At 72.6% G+C, this 17,599-nt stretch carries 17 protein-coding genes; 6 read left to right on the forward strand and 11 right to left on the reverse strand.

Features of this window, described 5'->3' with window-relative positions; genetic code table 11:
- Nucleotides 1–103: 103 nt before the first annotated feature.
- From ACZ62B_RS31165 to ACZ62B_RS31175, 3 genes are read right to left on the reverse strand one after another with little or no spacing between them, the layout of a single operon-like run.
- Entirely contained in the window at nucleotides 104–823 is a 720-nt protein-coding gene (locus tag ACZ62B_RS31165) for a response regulator transcription factor (protein ID WP_344556016.1), read from the reverse strand.
- Complete coding sequence (gene macS, locus ACZ62B_RS31170; protein ID WP_344556018.1) at nucleotides 820–2,058, reverse strand: MacS family sensor histidine kinase; 1,239 nt, start codon at nucleotides 2,056–2,058, stop codon at nucleotides 820–822. Before macS ends, ACZ62B_RS31165 begins: the two co-directional genes overlap by 4 nt.
- 51 nt (nucleotides 2,059–2,109) lie before the next feature.
- Nucleotides 2,110–2,892 carry a lysophospholipid acyltransferase family protein gene (locus ACZ62B_RS31175; protein ID WP_344556102.1) on the reverse strand — a complete coding sequence of 261 codons (783 nt, stop codon included), beginning with the start codon at nucleotides 2,890–2,892 and terminating at the stop codon, nucleotides 2,110–2,112.
- A gap of 180 nt (nucleotides 2,893–3,072) precedes the next feature.
- Between ACZ62B_RS31175 and ACZ62B_RS31180 the strand changes: the two genes are divergently transcribed.
- Both ACZ62B_RS31180 and ACZ62B_RS31185 read left to right on the forward strand, forming a co-directional pair.
- Entirely contained in the window at nucleotides 3,073–3,870 is a 798-nt protein-coding gene (locus ACZ62B_RS31180; RefSeq protein ID WP_073936601.1) for an alpha/beta hydrolase, read from the forward strand.
- On the forward strand, nucleotides 3,863–4,459 hold the full coding sequence (locus ACZ62B_RS31185) for a hypothetical protein (RefSeq protein ID WP_469692935.1): 597 nt from the start codon (nucleotides 3,863–3,865) through the stop codon (nucleotides 4,457–4,459). The genes ACZ62B_RS31180 and ACZ62B_RS31185 overlap by 8 nt, the downstream gene beginning before the upstream one ends.
- Before the next feature lie 40 nt (nucleotides 4,460–4,499).
- Here the strand turns inward: ACZ62B_RS31185 and ACZ62B_RS31190 are convergent, their stop codons facing one another.
- On the reverse strand, nucleotides 4,500–5,255 hold the full coding sequence (locus ACZ62B_RS31190) for an endonuclease/exonuclease/phosphatase family protein (protein WP_344556023.1): 756 nt from the start codon (nucleotides 5,253–5,255) through the stop codon (nucleotides 4,500–4,502).
- A gap of 200 nt (nucleotides 5,256–5,455) precedes the next feature.
- On the opposite strand from ACZ62B_RS31190, the gene ACZ62B_RS31195 reads away from it, so the two are divergent.
- Both ACZ62B_RS31195 and ACZ62B_RS31200 read left to right on the forward strand, forming a co-directional pair.
- Nucleotides 5,456–6,223: an SDR family oxidoreductase gene (locus ACZ62B_RS31195; RefSeq protein WP_469692937.1), complete on the forward strand. Its 768-nt coding sequence runs from the start codon at nucleotides 5,456–5,458 to the stop codon at nucleotides 6,221–6,223.
- 53 nt (nucleotides 6,224–6,276) lie between these two features.
- The gene (locus ACZ62B_RS31200) at nucleotides 6,277–7,020 is read left to right on the forward strand and encodes an SDR family oxidoreductase (protein WP_344556036.1); all 744 of its coding nucleotides are present in this window, start codon (nucleotides 6,277–6,279) and stop codon (nucleotides 7,018–7,020) included.
- 35 nt (nucleotides 7,021–7,055) lie between these two features.
- On the opposite strand, the gene ACZ62B_RS31205 is transcribed toward ACZ62B_RS31200, so the two are convergent.
- The 6 genes from ACZ62B_RS31205 to ACZ62B_RS31230 all read right to left on the reverse strand — a co-directional run bounded on the left by ACZ62B_RS31205 (nucleotide 7,056) and on the right by ACZ62B_RS31230 (nucleotide 12,591).
- Nucleotides 7,056–8,006 (reverse strand): LysR family transcriptional regulator, encoded by a 951-nt coding sequence (locus ACZ62B_RS31205; RefSeq protein ID WP_469692939.1) that lies wholly within the window; start codon nucleotides 8,004–8,006, stop codon nucleotides 7,056–7,058.
- A gap of 159 nt (nucleotides 8,007–8,165) precedes the next feature.
- Nucleotides 8,166–9,119: an ROK family glucokinase gene (locus tag ACZ62B_RS31210; protein ID WP_073936609.1), complete on the reverse strand. Its 954-nt coding sequence runs from the start codon at nucleotides 9,117–9,119 to the stop codon at nucleotides 8,166–8,168.
- A gap of 136 nt (nucleotides 9,120–9,255) precedes the next feature.
- Entirely contained in the window at nucleotides 9,256–9,786 is a 531-nt protein-coding gene (locus ACZ62B_RS31215) for a DUF5304 domain-containing protein (RefSeq protein ID WP_344556039.1), read from the reverse strand.
- A 57-nt stretch (nucleotides 9,787–9,843) separates the two neighbouring features.
- Nucleotides 9,844–11,028 (reverse strand): ArsA family ATPase, encoded by a 1,185-nt coding sequence (locus ACZ62B_RS31220; protein ID WP_469692940.1) that lies wholly within the window; start codon nucleotides 11,026–11,028, stop codon nucleotides 9,844–9,846.
- Nucleotides 11,029–11,223: 195 nt separating this feature from the next.
- Nucleotides 11,224–11,667 (reverse strand): SRPBCC family protein, encoded by a 444-nt coding sequence (locus ACZ62B_RS31225; protein ID WP_344556043.1) that lies wholly within the window; start codon nucleotides 11,665–11,667, stop codon nucleotides 11,224–11,226.
- 126 nt (nucleotides 11,668–11,793) lie between these two features.
- Nucleotides 11,794–12,591 carry a metallophosphoesterase family protein gene (locus tag ACZ62B_RS31230; protein WP_344556045.1) on the reverse strand — a complete coding sequence of 266 codons (798 nt, stop codon included), beginning with the start codon at nucleotides 12,589–12,591 and terminating at the stop codon, nucleotides 11,794–11,796.
- Nucleotides 12,592–12,887: 296 nt separating this feature from the next.
- On the opposite strand from ACZ62B_RS31230, the gene ACZ62B_RS31235 reads away from it, so the two are divergent.
- Nucleotides 12,888–14,684, forward strand: coding sequence for an AMP-dependent synthetase/ligase (locus tag ACZ62B_RS31235; protein WP_469692942.1), 1,797 nt, complete (start codon nucleotides 12,888–12,890; stop codon nucleotides 14,682–14,684).
- A gap of 144 nt (nucleotides 14,685–14,828) precedes the next feature.
- On the opposite strand, the gene ACZ62B_RS31240 is transcribed toward ACZ62B_RS31235, so the two are convergent.
- Complete coding sequence (locus ACZ62B_RS31240) at nucleotides 14,829–15,971, reverse strand: glycosyltransferase family 4 protein (protein ID WP_468722891.1); 1,143 nt, start codon at nucleotides 15,969–15,971, stop codon at nucleotides 14,829–14,831.
- 126 nt (nucleotides 15,972–16,097) lie between these two features.
- Here ACZ62B_RS31240 and ACZ62B_RS31245 point away from each other — a divergent pair, with 126 nt between their 5' ends.
- Nucleotides 16,098–17,333 carry a glycosyltransferase 87 family protein gene (locus tag ACZ62B_RS31245; RefSeq protein ID WP_469692944.1) on the forward strand — a complete coding sequence of 412 codons (1,236 nt, stop codon included), beginning with the start codon at nucleotides 16,098–16,100 and terminating at the stop codon, nucleotides 17,331–17,333.
- Nucleotides 17,334–17,599: the final 266 nt, after the last annotated feature.

A 17,599-nucleotide genomic window follows, 5' to 3' on the forward strand; every position in this document is an offset into this window, starting at 1 on the left:
TGTACTGCCGTACTGGCGAATATACGGGCGCCCCGGAGGGTGCGCCTGGGCCGTACGGGCACACCTGAAGGGCCGTCTGTCCGTGCCGCTCGTCCTGCTCGTGCTACTCGTCGTCGAGGCCGCGCTCTATGGCGTAGCGGACGAGCTCGACGCGGTTGTGCAGTTGGAGCTTGCCGAGGGTGTTCTGCACGTGGTTCTGCACGGTGCGGTGGGAGATGACGAGCCGTTCGGCGATCTGCTTGTAGCTGAGGCCCTTGGCGACCAGGCGCAGCACCTCGGTCTCGCGGTCGGTCAGCCGGGGCGCGCCCGGTTCGCCGCCGGCGGGGGCGGGTCCGGCCGGTTCGGAGGCGAGGCGGCGGTACTCGCCGAGGACCAGTCCGGCCAGGCCCGGGGTGAACACCGGGTCGCCGGCCGCCGTACGGCGCACCGCGTCCCGCAGCTCCTCGGTGGAGGCGGACTTCAGCAGGTAGCCGGTGGCGCCGGACTTGACGGCCTCCAGGACGTCGGCGTGCTCGCCGCTCGCCGAGAGCACCAGCACCCGGACGGCGGGGTTCGCGGCGACGACCTCCTTGCAGACCTGGACGCCGGGCTTGCCGGGCAGGTTCAGGTCGAGGACGAGGACGCCGGGCGCGGCGGCCTTGGCGCGGCGCACCGCCTGGTCGCCGTCGCCGGCGGTGGCGACGACCTCGAAGCCGGACTCGGACAGGTCGCGGGCGACGGCGTCGCGCCACATGGGGTGGTCGTCGACCACCATGACCCTGATCGGGGCCCCGTGGTCTCCATGACCCCCGTGGTCCTTGTGCTCCCCGGTGCTGTCCGTCATCGCTGTTCCGCCTTCCCCCGCGGGTCGTCCGCTTCCCGCTCGTCCTTGGGCACCTTCAGTTCGACCTCCGTGCCCTGCCCCGGCACCGAGATCAGGTCCGCGCTGCCGCCGAGGTCGCGCAGCCGGCCCCGGATGGACAGGGCCACGCCGAGCCGGCCCTCGCCCTCGGCCTGGGCGAGCCGGCCCTCGGGGATGCCGGGTCCGTCGTCGCGGACGGTGACGATCACCTCGTCCGGTTCGTCCTCGACCAGGATCCAGGCGCGCGCCCGCTCCCCGGCGTGCTTGCGGACGTTGTCCAGGGCGGCCCCGACGGCGGCGGCGACCTCCCGCGCGGCGGCCGGTGCGAGCCGGACCGGCGCTCCGGGCTCGGCGAGGCTGACCAGGGAGCCGGCGTAGGGGGCGAGCAGGGTGCGCAGGTCGACCGGCCCGTCGTCCCCGGTGTCGTCCTCGTCCACGGCCCGTACGACGGCGCCCTCGGCGGTGTCCTCCGAGGCCCGGGAGACGGGGACGAGCCCGCCGGAGACCAGGGTGCGCAGGGCGATCTCCTGCTCGCCCGCCAGCCGGCCCAGTTCTGCGGCCTCGCCGCCGATGACCGCGCCCCGGCGCTGCACCATGGCCAGCACCTGGAGCACGCTGTCGTGGATGTCCCGCGCGAGGCGCTCCCGCTCCCTGGTCGCGGCCTCGATCTCCAGGGCGCGGGCGAGGGTGCGCTCGGAGGCGCGGGCGACCTCGACGACGTACCCGATGGCGATGGAGGCGACCCAGACGAGCATCACGTTGTGCACGGTGTCGCGGGCGGGGTTGCCGCGCTCGATCAGGTTGGCGACGGCGACGAGGGTGGAGGCGAGGGCCGCCCAGCGCCAGCCGCCCTTGACGGCGAAGGCGAGCACCGAGCCGGCGGTCCAGATCGACGGCAGGGTCGGGCCGCCCGCCTCGACGCGTGCGGGCGCGTCGGCGACGGGCGTGAGCAGGATGCCGACGAGCGCGATGGTCAGGTCGGCGGTGAGGAAGCGCTTGGTGCAGGCGGCGGCACTCGCGGTCCTGGGCAGGGTGGCCAGGGTCCACACCGCGAGGACGGCGAAGTAGCCGACGGCCAGCCAGGGGCGGGGGAACTCCTCGTGGGCGGTGGCGAACAGGCCGATCGCGTACACGAGGGTGAGGACCCGGTAGCCGGTGAGGGCACGCCACAGCGGCTGCTCGACCGACATGCGCATGACTCGCTCGCGCCTGGCCATGTCCCCCACTCCCCCTCCGCGCCCCGTCCGGGGGCCGGGCCGTCGCCCGTTCTACCGCTCCCGGCCGTCCTGCTCCATCGTGGCCCTCAGCTTCTCGGCCTGTTCCTTCTCCGCGCGGGCGAGCGCGGCCTTCGCCGCCCGCTCCGCTTCCTTCTCGGCCTTGGCCGCCTCCGAGAGCTGCCGTTTCATGGCGGTGGCGTACATGTCGACGTACTCCTGGCCGGACAGCTTCATGATTTCGTACATGACCTCGTCGGTCACCGCGCGGAGCACGAAGCGGTCGTGCTCCATGCCCTGGTAGCGGCTGAAGTCCAGCGGCCTGCCGATCCGGATGCCGGGCCGCATCAGCTTCGGCATGACCTGTCCGGGCGGCTGGATCTTCTCCGTGTCGATCATGGCGACCGGGATCACGGGCGCCCCGGTGGCCAGCGCCACGCGTGCGAGGCCGCCCGGCTTGCCGCGGTAGAGGCGGCCGTCGGGCGAGCGGGTGCCCTCCGGGTAGATGCCGAACAGCTCGCCGCGCTCGATGACCTCGATGCCGCTCTTGATCGCCGCCTCGCCCGCGCCGCGCGCGCCGGAGCGGTCCACCGGGAGCTGGCCCACGCCCTTGAAGAAGGCGGCCGTCAGCCGGCCCTTCACGCCCGGCGTGGTGAAGTACTCGGCCTTGGCGATGAAGGTGACCTTGCGGTCCAGTACGGACGGCAGGAAGAAGGAGTCGGAGAACGACAGGTGGTTGCTGGCCAGGATGGCCGGGCCCTCGGCGGGGATGTTCTCCCGGCCCTCCACCCAGGGCCTGAAGGCGAGCTTCAGCGGCCCTCCGATGGCGACCTTCATCGTGCCGTACAACAACCGAGTGCCTCCTGTGCGTGTTCGTCAGACCATATCCCGGAGCGCGGCCAAAGGCCCCGACGGCCCTGGTCGGTGTCAGTGCGGTCGCGTACGGTGAAGGTCCTGCAACCCGTGTGCGGCGCCTGCCGCGATCATCGTGACCTTCCTACGAACAGGAGGCCGAAGGTGCCGCTCCTGACCGGAGCCGAGCCGTTCCGCCACGAGGGCGGGGAGACCGCCGTCCTCCTCTGCCACGGCTTCACCGGTTCACCGCAGTCGCTGCGCCCCTGGGCGAAGCACCTCGCCGCCCGCGGCCTGACCGTCTCGCTGCCGCTGCTGCCCGGGCACGGCACCCGCTGGCAGGACCTCGGGGTCACCGGCTGGCAGGACTGGTACGCGGAGGTGGACCGCGAGCTGCGGCTGCTGCGGGACCGCCACGAGCGGGTGTTCGTCGCCGGTCTGTCGATGGGCGGCGCGCTGGCGCTGCGACTGGCCGCGCGGCACGGGGACACCGTGAGCGGGGTCGTGGTCGTCAACCCCGCGAACAAGGTGCACGGGGTGGCCGCGCACGCCCTTCCGGTGCTGCGCCATCTCGTCCCCGCGACGAAGGGCATCGCGAGCGACATCGCGAAGCCGCTGAACAGGGAGCTCGGCTACGACCGGGTGCCGCTGCACGCGGCGCACTCCCTGCGGAACTTCTTCCGGCTCGTCGACGGCGAGCTGCCCCGGGTCACCCAGCCGTTGCTCCTGCTGCGCAGCCCCCAGGACCATGTGGTGCCGCCCGCGGACTCGGCGCGGATCCTCGGCCGGGTGTCGTCGACGGACGTCACGGAGATCCTGCTGGAACAGAGCTACCACGTGGCGACGTTGGACTACGACGCGGAGCGGATCTTCCAGGAGAGCACCGCGTTCATCGGCCGGCTCGCACCCGGCGCCGTCAAGGAGCCCGGTCTCGGCAAGGAAGGGACGACCGCAGGTGGCTGAGCACGACTCGGACCGCGAGGACCGCGAGGGCCGTGAAGGCCGCGAGCCGGAGGAGAAGGGCGTTCCCTTCGACGAGGCCGCCGCGTGGGAGGCGATCGTCGCCGGGTACGGCGAGGAGCCGCCGGACCCGCCGGGCGCCAAGCCGTTCAAGTCCGTCGAGGACCTGGCGCTGCTGGAGCCCGAGACGAACGACGACGAGGCGAAGGCCGAGTCCCCCGTCAAGGCCGAGGACAAGCCGGCCAAGCCGCTGGGCGGCTCCGTCTCCTTCGCCCCCGGCGTCGGCGGCCCGCGCGACTACAGCGTGGCCGAGCCCTCGGACGACGACCTCGACGAGACCGACGAGGGCCACTTCGTCCCGCCGGAACCGCCCCCGCTGCCGGACTCCGACGTCACGTCGAAGTTCGCCTGGCTGGGAGTGCTCGGCGGCCCGGTCCTGCTCCTGCTGGCGATCCTGCTCGGCTGGGAGATGACCTGGTGGCTGACCACCGTGTGCATCGGCGGCTTCCTGGGCGGCTTCGCCACACTGGTGATGCGCATGCGCACGGACGACGAGGACGACGACGATCCGGGGCGGGGCGCGGTGGTCTGACCGCTTCCACGCGGCTGTTCCACGCGGCGGGGATCCTGTTCTACACGGCGGGGATCCGGAGGGCGGCCAGGACCGGAAGGTGGTCCGTGGCCGCCCTCAGGTCCGCCGCGCTCACCCCGGGCTGCCCGAGCGGAACCCCGCAGCCCAGCACCTCGACGCCCTTGGTGACGAAGAGCGCGTCGATCCGCCGCTGCGGTTCGTCACGGACCCAGGTGTGCTCACCGCCCCAGGGAGCGGCGGCCCGGCAGTCGGTGAGGGATTCGGCCAGTCGCCGGAAGGTCCGCCCGCCCGGCCGCTCGTTCACGTCCCCGCCCGCGACCGCGTGCTCGACGCCCATCCTGGCGAGCCGGTCCAGGAGCATGCCGCCCTGCTCGTACCGCTCGTTCCGCTCCAGGGAGAGATGACAGCTCAGCACGCCGATCCGGGCACCCCCGAACCGTACGACGGCGGTGGCGAACCCGCGCCGGTGCTGCCCGGGGGTGAGCGGCAGCAGCACGTCCTCGGTGCGCTCGACGGTCGCCCGCAGTGAGCACAGCAGCGCGGGCCCGGCGGCGGTGGCACCCCCGGAGAGGATGACGAGGCCCGTCTCCGAGGCGAGCCGGGCGAGCTTCTTGCGCCAGCGGAAGAACCGCGGCGCCTCCTGGAGCAGGACCAGATCGGGAGCGCAGGCGGTGATCACCCGGGCGAGGGCGCCGGTGTCGTCGCGCATCGAACGGATGTTGTAGCTCAGCACCCGGATGACGGCCGAACCGTCGGACTCGGTACGGGAGTCGGGCAGCAGCGGAGTCGTCGCCATGCGGATCAAGATACGCCGACCGGCATGCGGTGAAGCAGGTCGGCACTCCACTCGTACGAGGAAGTCGCGTCGGCAGCGGAAGGGCTGTAGGTGGTGCCATAGGCATCCCCTATACCCCCTGCTCATATTTCGTCTTTGCCTCTCGCTCTTTTCCAGGCCTACCGTGAATCATCAATTACGCGATCGAGAGGTCCGGTGGAATGAGCACAATCGAGAACGGATCGGGAATTCGGGAACTCTCGGGAAAGCGGGCCCTGGTGACGGGTGGCTCTCGCGGAATCGGAGCCGCCGTCGTGCGCCGGCTCCTGGACGCGGGGGCCGAGGTGCTCACGACCGCCCGGTCGGCGGCGAGCACCGTACCCGAGGGCGCCCACTTCGTGGCGGCCGACGTACAGACCCGGGCGGGGATCGAAACGCTCGCCACGACCGCGCAGGAGGTCCTGGGCGGGGTCGACATCCTGGTCGACAACACGGGCGGGGCCCGAGCGTACGAGGGCGCCACGGCCATCCCCGACGAGGAGTGGCAGAACGCGCTCGACCTGAACCTCCTGGCGGCGGTGCGGCTGGACGCGCTGCTGATACCGGGGATGCGCGAACGCCGCTCGGGAGTGATCGTGCACATCTCCTCGGCCGCGGTGTACAGCCCGGGCCCCCTGTTCCTGCACTACACGGCGGCCAAGGCGGCGCTGGAGAACTACAGCCGGGGACTGGCCACCGAGCTGGCCCCCTCCGGGGTCCGGGTCAACACCGTGACTCCCGGCAGGACCGCCACCCCCGGCGGCGAGGCGACGCGGGAGCAGTGGGCGCGCCTGAACGGGGACGCCGACGCCACCGGCACCACGCCGCTGGGACGCGACGGCCGGCCCGACGACATCGCCCACGCGGTGCTGTTCCTCGTGTCCGACCGGGCGGGCTGGCTGACCGGAAGCAATATCGTCGTGGACGGCGGCGAATTCCCCAGGGGATGACGCCGGCGAAATTCCGGAAACAATTCCCAATGAACAGAACGAAGGATTCCGGCATGGGTAAATACAGCGGCAAGAACGCGGTGGTCACGGGCGGCGGCAGCGGGATCGGGTTCGCCACGGCGAGACTGCTGGTGGACGGCGGAGCGCGTGTGGCGATCACCGGTCGTTCCCGGGCCACGCTCGACACCGCGCGGGAGCGGCTCGGCGAGAACGCGGTGGCCGTCCGGGGCGATGTGGCCTCGCTGTCCGACCTGGACGCTCTGGCCGACCGCGTGAAGGACGAACTCGGCACGGTCGACGCCCTGTTCATCAACGCCGGCGTCACGCTCCCGACGCCCTTCGAGTCGACGACCGAGGAGGACTACGACCAGCTGTTCGCGATCAACGTCAAGGGTGCCTTCTTCACCGTGCAGAAACTCGCCCCGCTGCTGAGCACGGGCGCCGGCGTCGTCCTCACCACCTCGGCCGCGAACGTCATGGGCCTGCCGGAGACCAGCGTCTACGCGGCCGGCAAGGCGGCCCTGCGCTCGATGGCCCGCACCCTCTCCCGCGACCTGCTGTCACGCGGGATCCGTGTCAACGCGGTCAGCCCCGGTCCCGTGGACACGGGGATCCTGGAGCGGACGATGACGGCGGAGGCGGCTGAAGAGTTCAAGGCGGAGCGGGTCGCGGACAATCCGATGCGGCGTTTCGGCACGCCCGAGGAGATCGCCGGGGCGGCCGCCTTCCTCGCCTTCGACGCCACGTACACCGCCGGCACCGAGCTCGCCGTGGACGGGGGCTACACCCAGCTCTGAGCCGGCCGCGCCCCGCCACGGGCCGGCACCGGCCGTCAGGACACGGAGGAGGAGGAAGCGAATTCGAACTCGGGCATGGGTTCGGACACGGACTCGGGCTCGGGCTCGGTTCCGGGCTCGGACCAGGTCTCCCGACGCAGGAGTTCGAGCAGGGCCGTCTCCGCCGGGCCCGCGTCCTGCCGGACCACGGCGATGACGGGCTGGGACAAGACCGGGGACACCGGGCGCACGAGGTGCCCGTACCCCTGCGGCACCACCGAGGCCGGGACGAGGGTCACCCCCAGCCCGTGGGCGGCCCAGCGCACGGCCGTCGCCGCCTGGGACACGCGGGCGGCCGTGGCCGGGGCCAGACCGTTGTCCCGCAGCACCTTCAGCAGTACGCCGTCGAGCGTGCTGTCGCGGTCGAACCGCACCCAGGGCTCCCCGCCCAGTTCACACAGCTCGACCCGGTCCTCGGCCAGCTGCCGGTGCCCGTCGCCCAGCACCACGACGAGCTCCTCGTCGCCGAGGTGATGGGCGTCGGCGGGGCTCCGCTCGCACGCCGCCATCAGGGCGAAGTCCAGCGTGCCCCGGCGGCACAGCCGGTCCAGCTCGGCGGCGCTCGGCTCCTCGAAGACGCTGACCTCCAGCTGTGGGAAACGGCGACGCAGCTCACCCAGCGCGCGCGGCAACTGCCGTGTGCCGAAGCCCATCTGCACTGCGACCACCAGCTCGCCCACCAGCTCGTCGGCGCCGGCCCGCGCCGTGGCCCGCGCCCGCCGCGACGCACTGACCGCGACCTGTGCCTCCCGCAGGAACGCACGGCCGACCATGGTGGGCACCAGCCCGGTCGGTGTGCGGGCGAACAGCTTCACGCCGAGTTCCCGCTCCAGGCCGCGGATCTGCTGGGACACCGACGGCTGGGCGACGTGCAGCCGCTCCGCCGCCGCCGTCACCGAACCCTCCTCGGCTATGGCCAGGGCGTACTCGTACTGACGAAGACTCATCGGTTCCCGTCCCCTCCCCGCGGCGGACCGCCGTCCGTCGCGTCGTCACAGTGAGCAACCTGGTCCCGCCGCCGGGGATTCCCTCGGTGGCGGTCACGGCAGCGCCCGCCGTCCCGGAGGGGATCAGGCGGGCGCTGCCGTGCGTGTGGGGGAAGGTGGTCACATGACCGGGTCGGGCTCCCGGGCCAGGTCCGCCGCGCCCACCAGGCCCGCCTTGTTGCCGAGCTGGGCGCCGAGGACCTCGGCGACCGGGCGCCAGTTGCCGCCGACCAGCCAGCGCTTGTAGGACTTGCGGATCGGGCCGAGGACCAGCTCGCCCTCGTCGGAGAGGCCACCGCCGACGATGAACGCGGAGGGGTCGAAGAGGGAGGCCAGGTCGGCGAGGCCGGCGCCGACCCAGCGGGCCAGCTCGCGGTAGGAGTCGACGGCCACCCGGTCGCCCTGGCGGGCGGCCATGGAGACGTGCTTGCCCTCGATGCCCTCGGGCGTGCCGTTGCCGAGGGAGAGCAGGGTCTCGGCGTTCTCGGGGGTGGCGTTGGCGCGCTGCTTGGCGTAGCGGACGAGGGCGCGGCCGGAGGCGTACTGCTCCCAGCAGCCCTGCGAGCCGCAGCCGCACAGCAGGCCGTCCGGCACCATGCGGATGTGGCCGAACTCGGCGGCCACGCCGAAGTGGCCGCGGCGCAGCTTGTTGCCGATGATCACACCGCCGCCGAGGCCGGTGCCGAGCGTGATGCAGATGACGTTGCGGTGGCCCTTGCCCGCGCCGAACTTGTACTCGCCCCAGGCGGCGGCGTTGGCGTCGTTCTCCACGACGACCGGGAGACCCGTGCGGGCCTCGACCTTCTCCTTGAGCGGCTCGTTGCGCCAGTCGATGTTGGGCGCGAAGTACACCGTCGAACGCTGGCGGTTGACGTACCCGGCCGCACCGATGCCCACGCCGACGATCTCGTGCCCCGCGCGCGCTCCCTCCACCGCGGAGGCGATGGCGTCCACGATGCCCTCGGGCGTGCCCGGGGTCGGCACCTTGTGGGTCGAGAGGATGTTGCCTTCCTCGTCGACCACGCCGGCCGCGATCTTCGTGCCGCCGATGTCGACGCCGATGGTGAGTCCCATGAATCCCTCAGTTCCGGTCGAGCCCCGCTACCGCCAACGGTACCCGAGGCGCTGCCGTCGGGGGTCCGGCGTCCGCACGGTGAACGGTCCGGCGGGGATCATGGGTGCCCCCGCCCAAGGCCCTCGAAGGACCGTGTCAGTCCAGGTCGATGCGTTCGCCGGGGCCGGTGCCGGGGTCGTCGCCCCGGTCCCGGCGCTCGTCGAGGTCGCGGGGGTCGGACTCGCCGGCGGTCCAGCGGCGCTCCTGGTCCTGTACGGCGGAGCGGTAGGCGGCGAGGAGTTCGTTGCCGGCGGCGGCGAGGTGGTCGAAGACGTCGGGGTTGCGTTCGATGACGGGTTCGACGGCGGCCTTGGCCTGCTGGACGACCTGCCGCACCACCTGCTGCGCGGCGGGCCCGGCGACCGCGCCGAACAGCGGGGACCGCAGACCGGAGAGTTTGTCGGCGACCGCGTCGACGAGCTTCTTCAGCTCCTCGGCGGCGGAGCCGGGGGGCGGTCCGTACTGGGCGCGGCGGCGGGCCTTCTCCGCCTCGAGGTCCTCGGCCGCGGCGGTCGCCCAGGCGTCGGCGTGGGTCTCGGCGTGGGTCTCGGCCGCCCGTGCGTCGTCCACCGGCTTGTCGACGATCTCGTCCCCTGCGTCGTCGGACGGGGGGAGCTGTTCGCTCATGACGGACTCCTGACTACGGATGGCACCTTCGACGGTACCCGAACGGTCGCCGTCGCTTCAGTGGGTGCGCGGCCACAGTGCCGGATCCGGCCGGAAGCGGATGCGCAGCTCGTCCTCGCGCAGGGCGGCGCCGGCGACGGTGCAGCGGCGCAGCGCGGAGGGCAGCGGGACGATGCGGCGGAACGGTCCCGCGGTGACGACGATCTCGTCGCCGCGCCGGACCAGGTCGAGTTCGTCGCGGCGGGCGCCGGGGAGGGGGATGTGCCAGACGAGGACGCCGTCGTCGGCCGTGGGGGTCCCCCCGCTCGAGCGGAGCCGAGAGTGGGGGAGGTCGGTGACCGGCCAGTCGACGGTGGCGGGGCGCGTCGTGACGCCCGGTACGGCGAGTGCGGCGAGGTCGTCGGTGCCGCGCGGGTCGCGGCCCAGGTGGGCGACGGGGTGGACGTCGTACGACTCGCGCCACTCGTCCAGGGTCTTGCGCTGCTGGGCCACGGGGCCGGCGAGCCAGCCGGCCGCCTCGCTCTCCGGCAGGACGCGGGTCGCGATCAGCGCGTCGGTGCGCAGGCCGCGCAGGGCGAGTCCGAGGGTGGCGGTGCGTACGGCGTCGGCGCCGGCGGGGCCCGGTTCGGCGACCAGCCGTACGACGGTGTCGCGGTCGGCGAGCACGGCCTCGACGGCGGCGAGCCGGCGGTCCAGGCGGGCCGCCGTGCCGTACAGCCACTCGGCCGGCATGGGGACGCCGGCGAGGCGGCCGAGGACGGGGCGCAGGGCGCGGGCGGCCTGCCGTTCGGGCGGGAGGAGGCGGCGCAGGTAGCGGCGGAGTTCCTCGGGGAGGGCGAGGAGGGAGAGGGCTCGGGGGGTGGGTGGGAGGTCGACGACGAGGAGGTCGTACGACTCCGGGGGCGCGGCGTCGCGCAGGGCGCGCAGGATGGCGAGTTCCTCGGCGCCGGGGAGGGGGGTGGTCTCCTCGGGTTCCAGGCGGGAGGCGCCGAGGAGGTCCAGGGCGGAGGCCGCCCGGTCCTGGAGGGCGGCGAGGTCGGTGCGGAAGTCCGCGTCGGGGTCGACGCGCTTCACCGTGAGGCGGGGGGTGGCCTCGGTGCCCAGTACGGGGCTCAGGGTGTCCGTGCGGTCGGTGCCGAGGAGCAGGGTGCGGGCACCCTCGCGGGCCGCGGTGAGCGCGGTGGCGGCGGCGGTCGTGGTGCGGCCGCTGCCGCCGGGGCCCGTGATCAGGAGGGTGCGCATGGGGGTGAACGGTAACCGACGCTGGGCGGGGGTGGGTTTGCTTGCCCACGCTCGCGGGGTGCCGCTGCGCCCACCCGTGCCGCCCTGGGGGTACCTCCCAGGCCTTTAAGGCACTGGGGGAGGCACGACTGCCCGCAGCTACGGCGGCGTGGCTGCCCGCAGTTGCGGGGGCGTGGCTGTCCGCGGTTGCGGGGGCTACTTCGGGGCCGACTCCACTCGCTTCTTCAGGCCTGCCAGGGCCCGGTCGATGATGACCTTCTCCGCCTTGCGCTTGATCATGCCGAGCATGGGGATCTTGACGTCGACCGTCAGACGGTAGGTGACCTCCGTCGTGCCCGGGGCGGCCGGGGTGAGGATGTAGGAGCCGTCCAGGGAGCGGAGCATCTGGGACTTCACCAGGGTCCAGGAGACCTCGTGCTGCCCGGTCCAGGTGTACGCCAGGGTCTGGTCGTCCTTGATCGCGCCGGCGTCCATGACGAGACGCACCTGCTCGGCGCGGCCCTCGGCGTCGGTCGCGAGGACCTCGGCCTCCTTCACCTCACCGGTCCAGTCCGGGTAGCGGGCGAAGTCGGCGATCACTCCCATGACGTCGGCCGCCGCCGCCTCGATCGTGATGCTCGAGCTGGTGTGTTCCGCCATCGCCGTGGCTCCTCCAGATGCGGGCCGGTAGTCGTCGTCGCCGTGCGCCGGGCACACAGCGCACGCGCGTGCAGCGGAAGGCTACCGCGCGCCCGGCCGGCGCAACTCATCCGACCTGGGACATCGTCACCATTCCAGCCGCCAGGGCCGCCCGCTGCTCGCGAAGTGCCCCACGTTCACGCACTCGGTGGCGCCGATCCGCATCCGCCGCACCAGCGGCTGGTGGACGTGTCCGAACAGGGAGTAGCGGGGCCGGGTGCGGCGGATGGCGTCCAGCAGGGCACGGCTGCCGCGTTCGAAGCGGCGCGCGACGGTGTCGTAGACCAGCTCCGGCACCTCCGGCGGGATGTGCGTGCACAGCACGTCGACCTCGCCCACGGCCTCGATCTTCGCCGCGTACTCCTCGTCGTCGATCTCGTACGGCGTGCGCATCGGCGTGCGCAGGCCGCCGCCGACGAAGCCGAAGGTCCGGCCGCCGATCTCCACCCGCTGCCCGTCCAGCACGGTCAGGCCGGGACCCGCGTACTCCTGCCACAGGGGCGGCACGTCGACGTTGCCGTACGTCGCGTACGTCGGGGTGGGGAACGCGGCGAACAGCTCGGCGTACTGCCTGCGCACCGCCTTCTCGATCGCGGCGGCCTTGTCCATGCCGATGTCCGCCCACAGCCGGCGCTGGAACTCGCGCGCCTCCTCGAAGCGGCGGGCGGTGCGCAGCTCCACGATGAGGTCGGCGTTCTCGGTGCCGAACAGGTCGGGGAAGATGCCGCGCGAGTGGTCGGCGTAGTCCAGGAAGAGCACCAGGTCGCCCAGGCAGATCAGGGCGTCGGCGCCCTCCCCCGCGCGGGCCAGGTCACGGACGTTGCCGTGCACGTCACTGACCACGTGGACGCGTGTGCGCCGGTTTCCGCCTGGTGTGGATGCCATGGCGATCAAGGGTAAGCGTGTGCGGCCCGCGTGAACAATGGCGGGCCTGCCTGCGGTTACTGGCTCGTCGGTGAAGGGGTGGACTACTGTGCGCAATGAAACACCAACCTGTGTGACGCAGCGAACATCTCGCCGGGACCCCCTGTCGTAGACGCCATACCGGCGGGTAACGTCCGGGCAGTCCAGTCGTGCTCGGGATTTCAACATGTGAATTCGCGAGCACCCGCCCGAGCCTTGGACCGCACCGTCGCATCGCACAACGTCGTGGCGCCGGCGCCCTAAGAGGAGCAGCAGTCTTGCGCGAGTTCAGCCTTCCGGCTTTGTACGAGGTCCCCGCGGACGGAAACCTGACCGACATCGTCCGCAGAAACGCCGCGCAGCACCCCGACGTCGCCGTCATCGCCCGCAAGGTGGGTGGGGCCTGGCAGGACGTGACGGCGACCGCCTTCCTGGCGGAGGTGCGGACGGCCGCCAAGGGCATGATCGCCGCCGGTGTGCGGCCGGGCGACCGGGTCGGCCTGATGTCCCGCACCCGCTACGAGTGGACGCTGCTGGACTTCGCGATCTGGAGCGCCGGCGCGGTCACCGTGCCGGTGTACGAGACCAGCTCGCCGGAGCAGGTGGCGTGGATCCTCGGCGACTCCGGCGCCACCGCCTGCTTCGTGGAGCTCGACGCCCACGCGGCGACGGTGGAGTCCGTGCGCGACCGGCTGCCCGCGCTGAAGAACCTGTGGCAGATCGAGGCCGGCGGGATCAAGGAGCTGGGCCGGCTCGGACAGGACGTCGACGACGCGACGGTCGAGGAGCGCAGCTCGTTCGCGAAGGCGGACGACCCGGCGACCATCGTCTACACCTCCGGTACGACCGGACGGCCCAAGGGCTGTGTGCTCACCCACCGCAGCTTCTTCGCCGAGTGCGGCAACATCGTGGAGCGGCTGCGTCCGCTGTTCCGCACCGGCGAGTGCTCGGTGCTGCTGTTCCTGCCGCTCGCGCACGTCTTCGGGCGGCTGGTGCAGATCGCGCCCATGATGGCGCCGATCAGGCTGGGCTGCGTGCCCGACATCAAGAACCTCACCGACGAGCTGGCCGCGTTCCGCCCGACGCTGATCCTGGGCGTGCCGCGGGTCTTCGAGAAGGTCTACAACTCGGCGCGGGCCAAGGCGCAGGCCGACGGCAAGGGCAAGATCTTCGACAAGGCGGCGGACACGGCGATCGCCTACAGCCGGGCGCTGGACACGCCGTCCGGGCCGTCGCTCGGCCTGAGGATCAAGCACAAGGTGTTCGACAAGCTGGTCTACGGCAAGCTGCGCGCGGTGCTGGGCGGGCGCGGCGAGTACGCCATCTCCGGTGGCGCCCCGCTGGGTGAGCGCCTGGGACACTTCTTCCGCGGTATCGGCTTCAGCGTGCTGGAGGGGTACGGGCTGACCGAGTCCTGCGCGGCCACCGCGTTCAACCCGTGGGACCGGCAGAAGATCGGCACGGTCGGCCAGCCGCTGCCCGGCTCGGTCATCCGGATAGCGGACGACGGCGAGGTGCTGCTGCACGGCGAGCACCTGTTCAAGGAGTACTGGAACAACCCGGGCGCGACCGCCGAGGCGCTCGCCGACGGGTGGTTCCACACCGGGGACATCGGCACCCTGGACGAGGACGGCTATCTGCGGATCACCGGCCGCAAGAAGGAGATACTGGTGACGGCGGGCGGCAAGAACGTCGCCCCCGCGGTGATCGAGGACCGGATCCGGGCGCACGCGCTGGTCGCGGAGTGCATGGTCGTGGGGGACGGGCGGCCGTTCGTGGGGGCGCTGGTCACCATCGACGAGGAGTTCCTGGGCCGGTGGTGCGCGGAGCACGGGAAGCCGGCGGGGTCGACGGCGGGGTCGCTGAGCGAGGACCCCGATCTGCTCGCGGCGATTCAGACCGCCGTCGACGACGGCAACTCGGCGGTCTCCAAGGCGGAGTCGGTACGGAAGTTCCGGGTTCTGCCGGCGCAGTTCACCGAGGAGTCGGGGCACTTGACGCCTTCGCTGAAGCTGAAGCGGAATGTCGTCGCCAAGGACTACGCCCACGAGATCGAGGCGATCTACGCCAAGTAGGGTCTGCTCGGGCGCGGTTCGGGGCGCCCCTTGAGCGCCGTGGGCGGGTGCGGGTTGATTGTGGCTTGTCGCGCAGTTCCCCGCGCCCCTGGGGGTGCTGCCCCCGAGGGCGTTCTCAGGGGCAGCGTTTTCGGAGCAGCCTCTTCAGAGCAGCTTCTTCAGGTGCTCGGCCAACAGGTCCCAGCGCCACTTCTGTTCGACCCATTCCCTGCCCCGCTCGCCCATCCTCCGGCGGAGTTCCTCGTCGGCGAGGAGGGTGGTGATGCGGTCGGCCGTCTGGTCGGCCGAATCTCCCGGCACGACCCAGCCGGTTTCGCCTTCGAGGACCGCGTCGGGGGCGCCGCCGGAGTCGCCGGCGACGACCGGGAGGCCGGTCGCGGAGGCCTCCAGGTAGACGATGCCGAGGCCTTCCACGTCCAGGCCCCCGCGCCGGGTGCGGCACGGCATCGCGAAGACGTCGCCAGCGCCGTAGTGGGCGGGCAGCTCGGACCAGGGGACGGAGCCGGTGAAGCGGACGGAGGCGGCGACGCCCGTGTCGTGCGCGAGGCGGCGCAGGTCCTTCTCGTAGGGGCCGCCGCCGACGATCAGCAGGACGGTGTCCGGTTCGGCGGCCAGGATCGCCGGCATCGCCCGGATCAGCGTGTCCTGGCCCTTGCGCGGCACCAGCCGGGAGACGCACACGACCACCGGCCGGTCGGTCAGCCCGAGCCGGGCCCGTACCTCGTCGCCGCCCGAGCCGGGGTGGAAGGTCTTCTCGTCGACGCCGGGCGGCAGTTGCACCATCCGGGAGGCCGCCTCGGGGGTCAGCGCGCCGGCGATGCGGGAGCGCGTGTACTCGCCGAGGTAGGTGATCGTGTCCGTGGAGTCCCCGATACGGCGCAGGAGTTGCCGCGCGGCGGGCAGCTGGGCCCAGCCGGCCTCGTGGCCGTGGGTGGTGGCCACGATCCGCTCGGCGCCCGCCCGGCGCAGCGCCGGTGCCATCAGCCCGAGCGGTGCCGCCGCCCCGAACCACACCGAGGTGCACCCGTGCTCGCGCAGCAGCCCGACGGCCCGCCGGGTGGCGGCCGGGGTCGGCAGCAGCATCGTCGTACGGTCGCGTACGACGGTGAAGGGCTGCTCGGCGTCGAAGGCGGCGGTGGCCTCGACGCCCTCCCGGGAGCGCTTCCAGGTGGAGGCGTAGACGACGAGCCGCTCCGGGTCGAGCCGCAGCGCCATGTTGTGCAGGAACGCCTGGATGCCGCCGGGGCGGGGCGGGAAGTCGTTGGTCACGATCAGGGTCTTGTGCATCGCCGCCGACCCTACCGAACGGGGGGAGCGCCGTTCGCCGCGGCGGCGCTCTGTGGCACGTACACGGGTGTCCGGGACATCATGGCCCCTCACGACCGCGCACCGGACGGGCAGGGAGCACAGCACATGAGGACGACGGCCGTACGGGGCTCCCTCGCCCCGCTGCTGCTTCTGTGGGGGCTGACACGGGCCGCCCTGCTGCTGTGCGTGCTGAAGGTGATCGTCTTCCCCGGGCCGGACGTCACCAGCGACGTGTCGGTCATCTACCGGGGCTGGTACGACGTCCTGCGCACCGGGACGTTCCCGCTGGACGACGTGACCTGGCAGTACCCGCCCGCCGCGGCCCTGGCGATCCTCTCCCCCGGCCTGCTGCCGTTCCTGGAGTACGCCACCGCCTTCTTCGTCCTGGCCTGTCTCGCCGACCTGGTCACCCTGTGTCTGCTGCTGTACGCCGGCCGTCGTCCCGGACGGTCGCCGCGCGGTGCCTGGGTGTGGGTGGTGGGCGTGCCGCTGCTCGGGCCGACGGTGTACGCGCGCTACGACGTGATGGTGACCGCGGTCGCCGTGGCCGCGCTGCTGGCGGCCGCCCGGTACCCCCGGCTGGCGGGGGCGCTCGCCGGTTTCGGGGCGCTGGTGAAGGTGTGGCCGGCGCTGCTGCTGCTCGCGGTGCGGCGGCGTGGTGCGTGGGTGTCGGCGGCGGTGACCGGTGCCGGTGTGGCCGGCCTGTTCGCCGTACTGATGCCGGGGGCGTTCGCGTTCCTGGCCTTTCAGCGGGACCGGGGGACGGAGGTGGAGTCGCTGGGGGCGCTCGTCTTCCACGTGGCGCGGCATCACGGCTGGGAGGGTGAGGTGCTGCTCAACTACGGCTCGGTGGAGTTCCTCGGGCCGTATGTGGGCTGGGTGAGCACGGGGGCGCTGCTGCTGAGCGGGGCCGCGCTGGGGTGGCTGGTGCTGTGGCGGGTGAGGGCCGTCCGGTTCTCGGCGCACGGTGTCGCCGACGCGGCGTTCGTGGCGGTGCTTCTGTTCACGACGACGAGCCGGGTGATCAGTCCGCAGTACATGGTGTGGCTGGTGGGGCTCGGGGCGGTGTGCCTGTGTTTCCGTGAGAGTCGGATGGGGGTGGCGGTGGGGCTGGTGCTGGGGGCTTCGTTGGTGACGGTGCTGGAGTTTCCCGTGTGGTTCGCCCATGTGGTCGCCAGCGACTCGCTCGGGATCGCCCTGCTGGTTGTGCGCAACGGGCTGCTGGTGGGGGCGACGGTCGTGGCGGCGCGGGTGCTGTGGTGTGCGACGGTTTCCCGTCGGCGAGCTGTTCCTGCGGTGCCTGGGCCGACCCGCGCCTCCGAGACGCCGGTCTCGTCCTGATCTCTGGTGGTGCGCGGCCGTGTGTCGTGGGCCGGGGTGTCTGCGGGGCCCGGCGCGCTTTGCGGGGTGCCCCGTGGCGGTGTGGGCCGGGGGATGTTCGCGCGGCCCGGCGCTTGCGGGGTGCCGTCCGCGCCCACCCGTGCCGCCCCAGCGGCACGACTGCCCGCGGAGGGCGGGGATGCGCAGCGCGGCTGCCCGCGGAGGGCGGGGATGCGCGGCACGACTGCCCGCGGAGGGCGGGGATGCGCGGCACGACTGCCCGCGGA

The organism is Streptomyces sp. NPDC053426 (genome assembly GCF_055585405.1).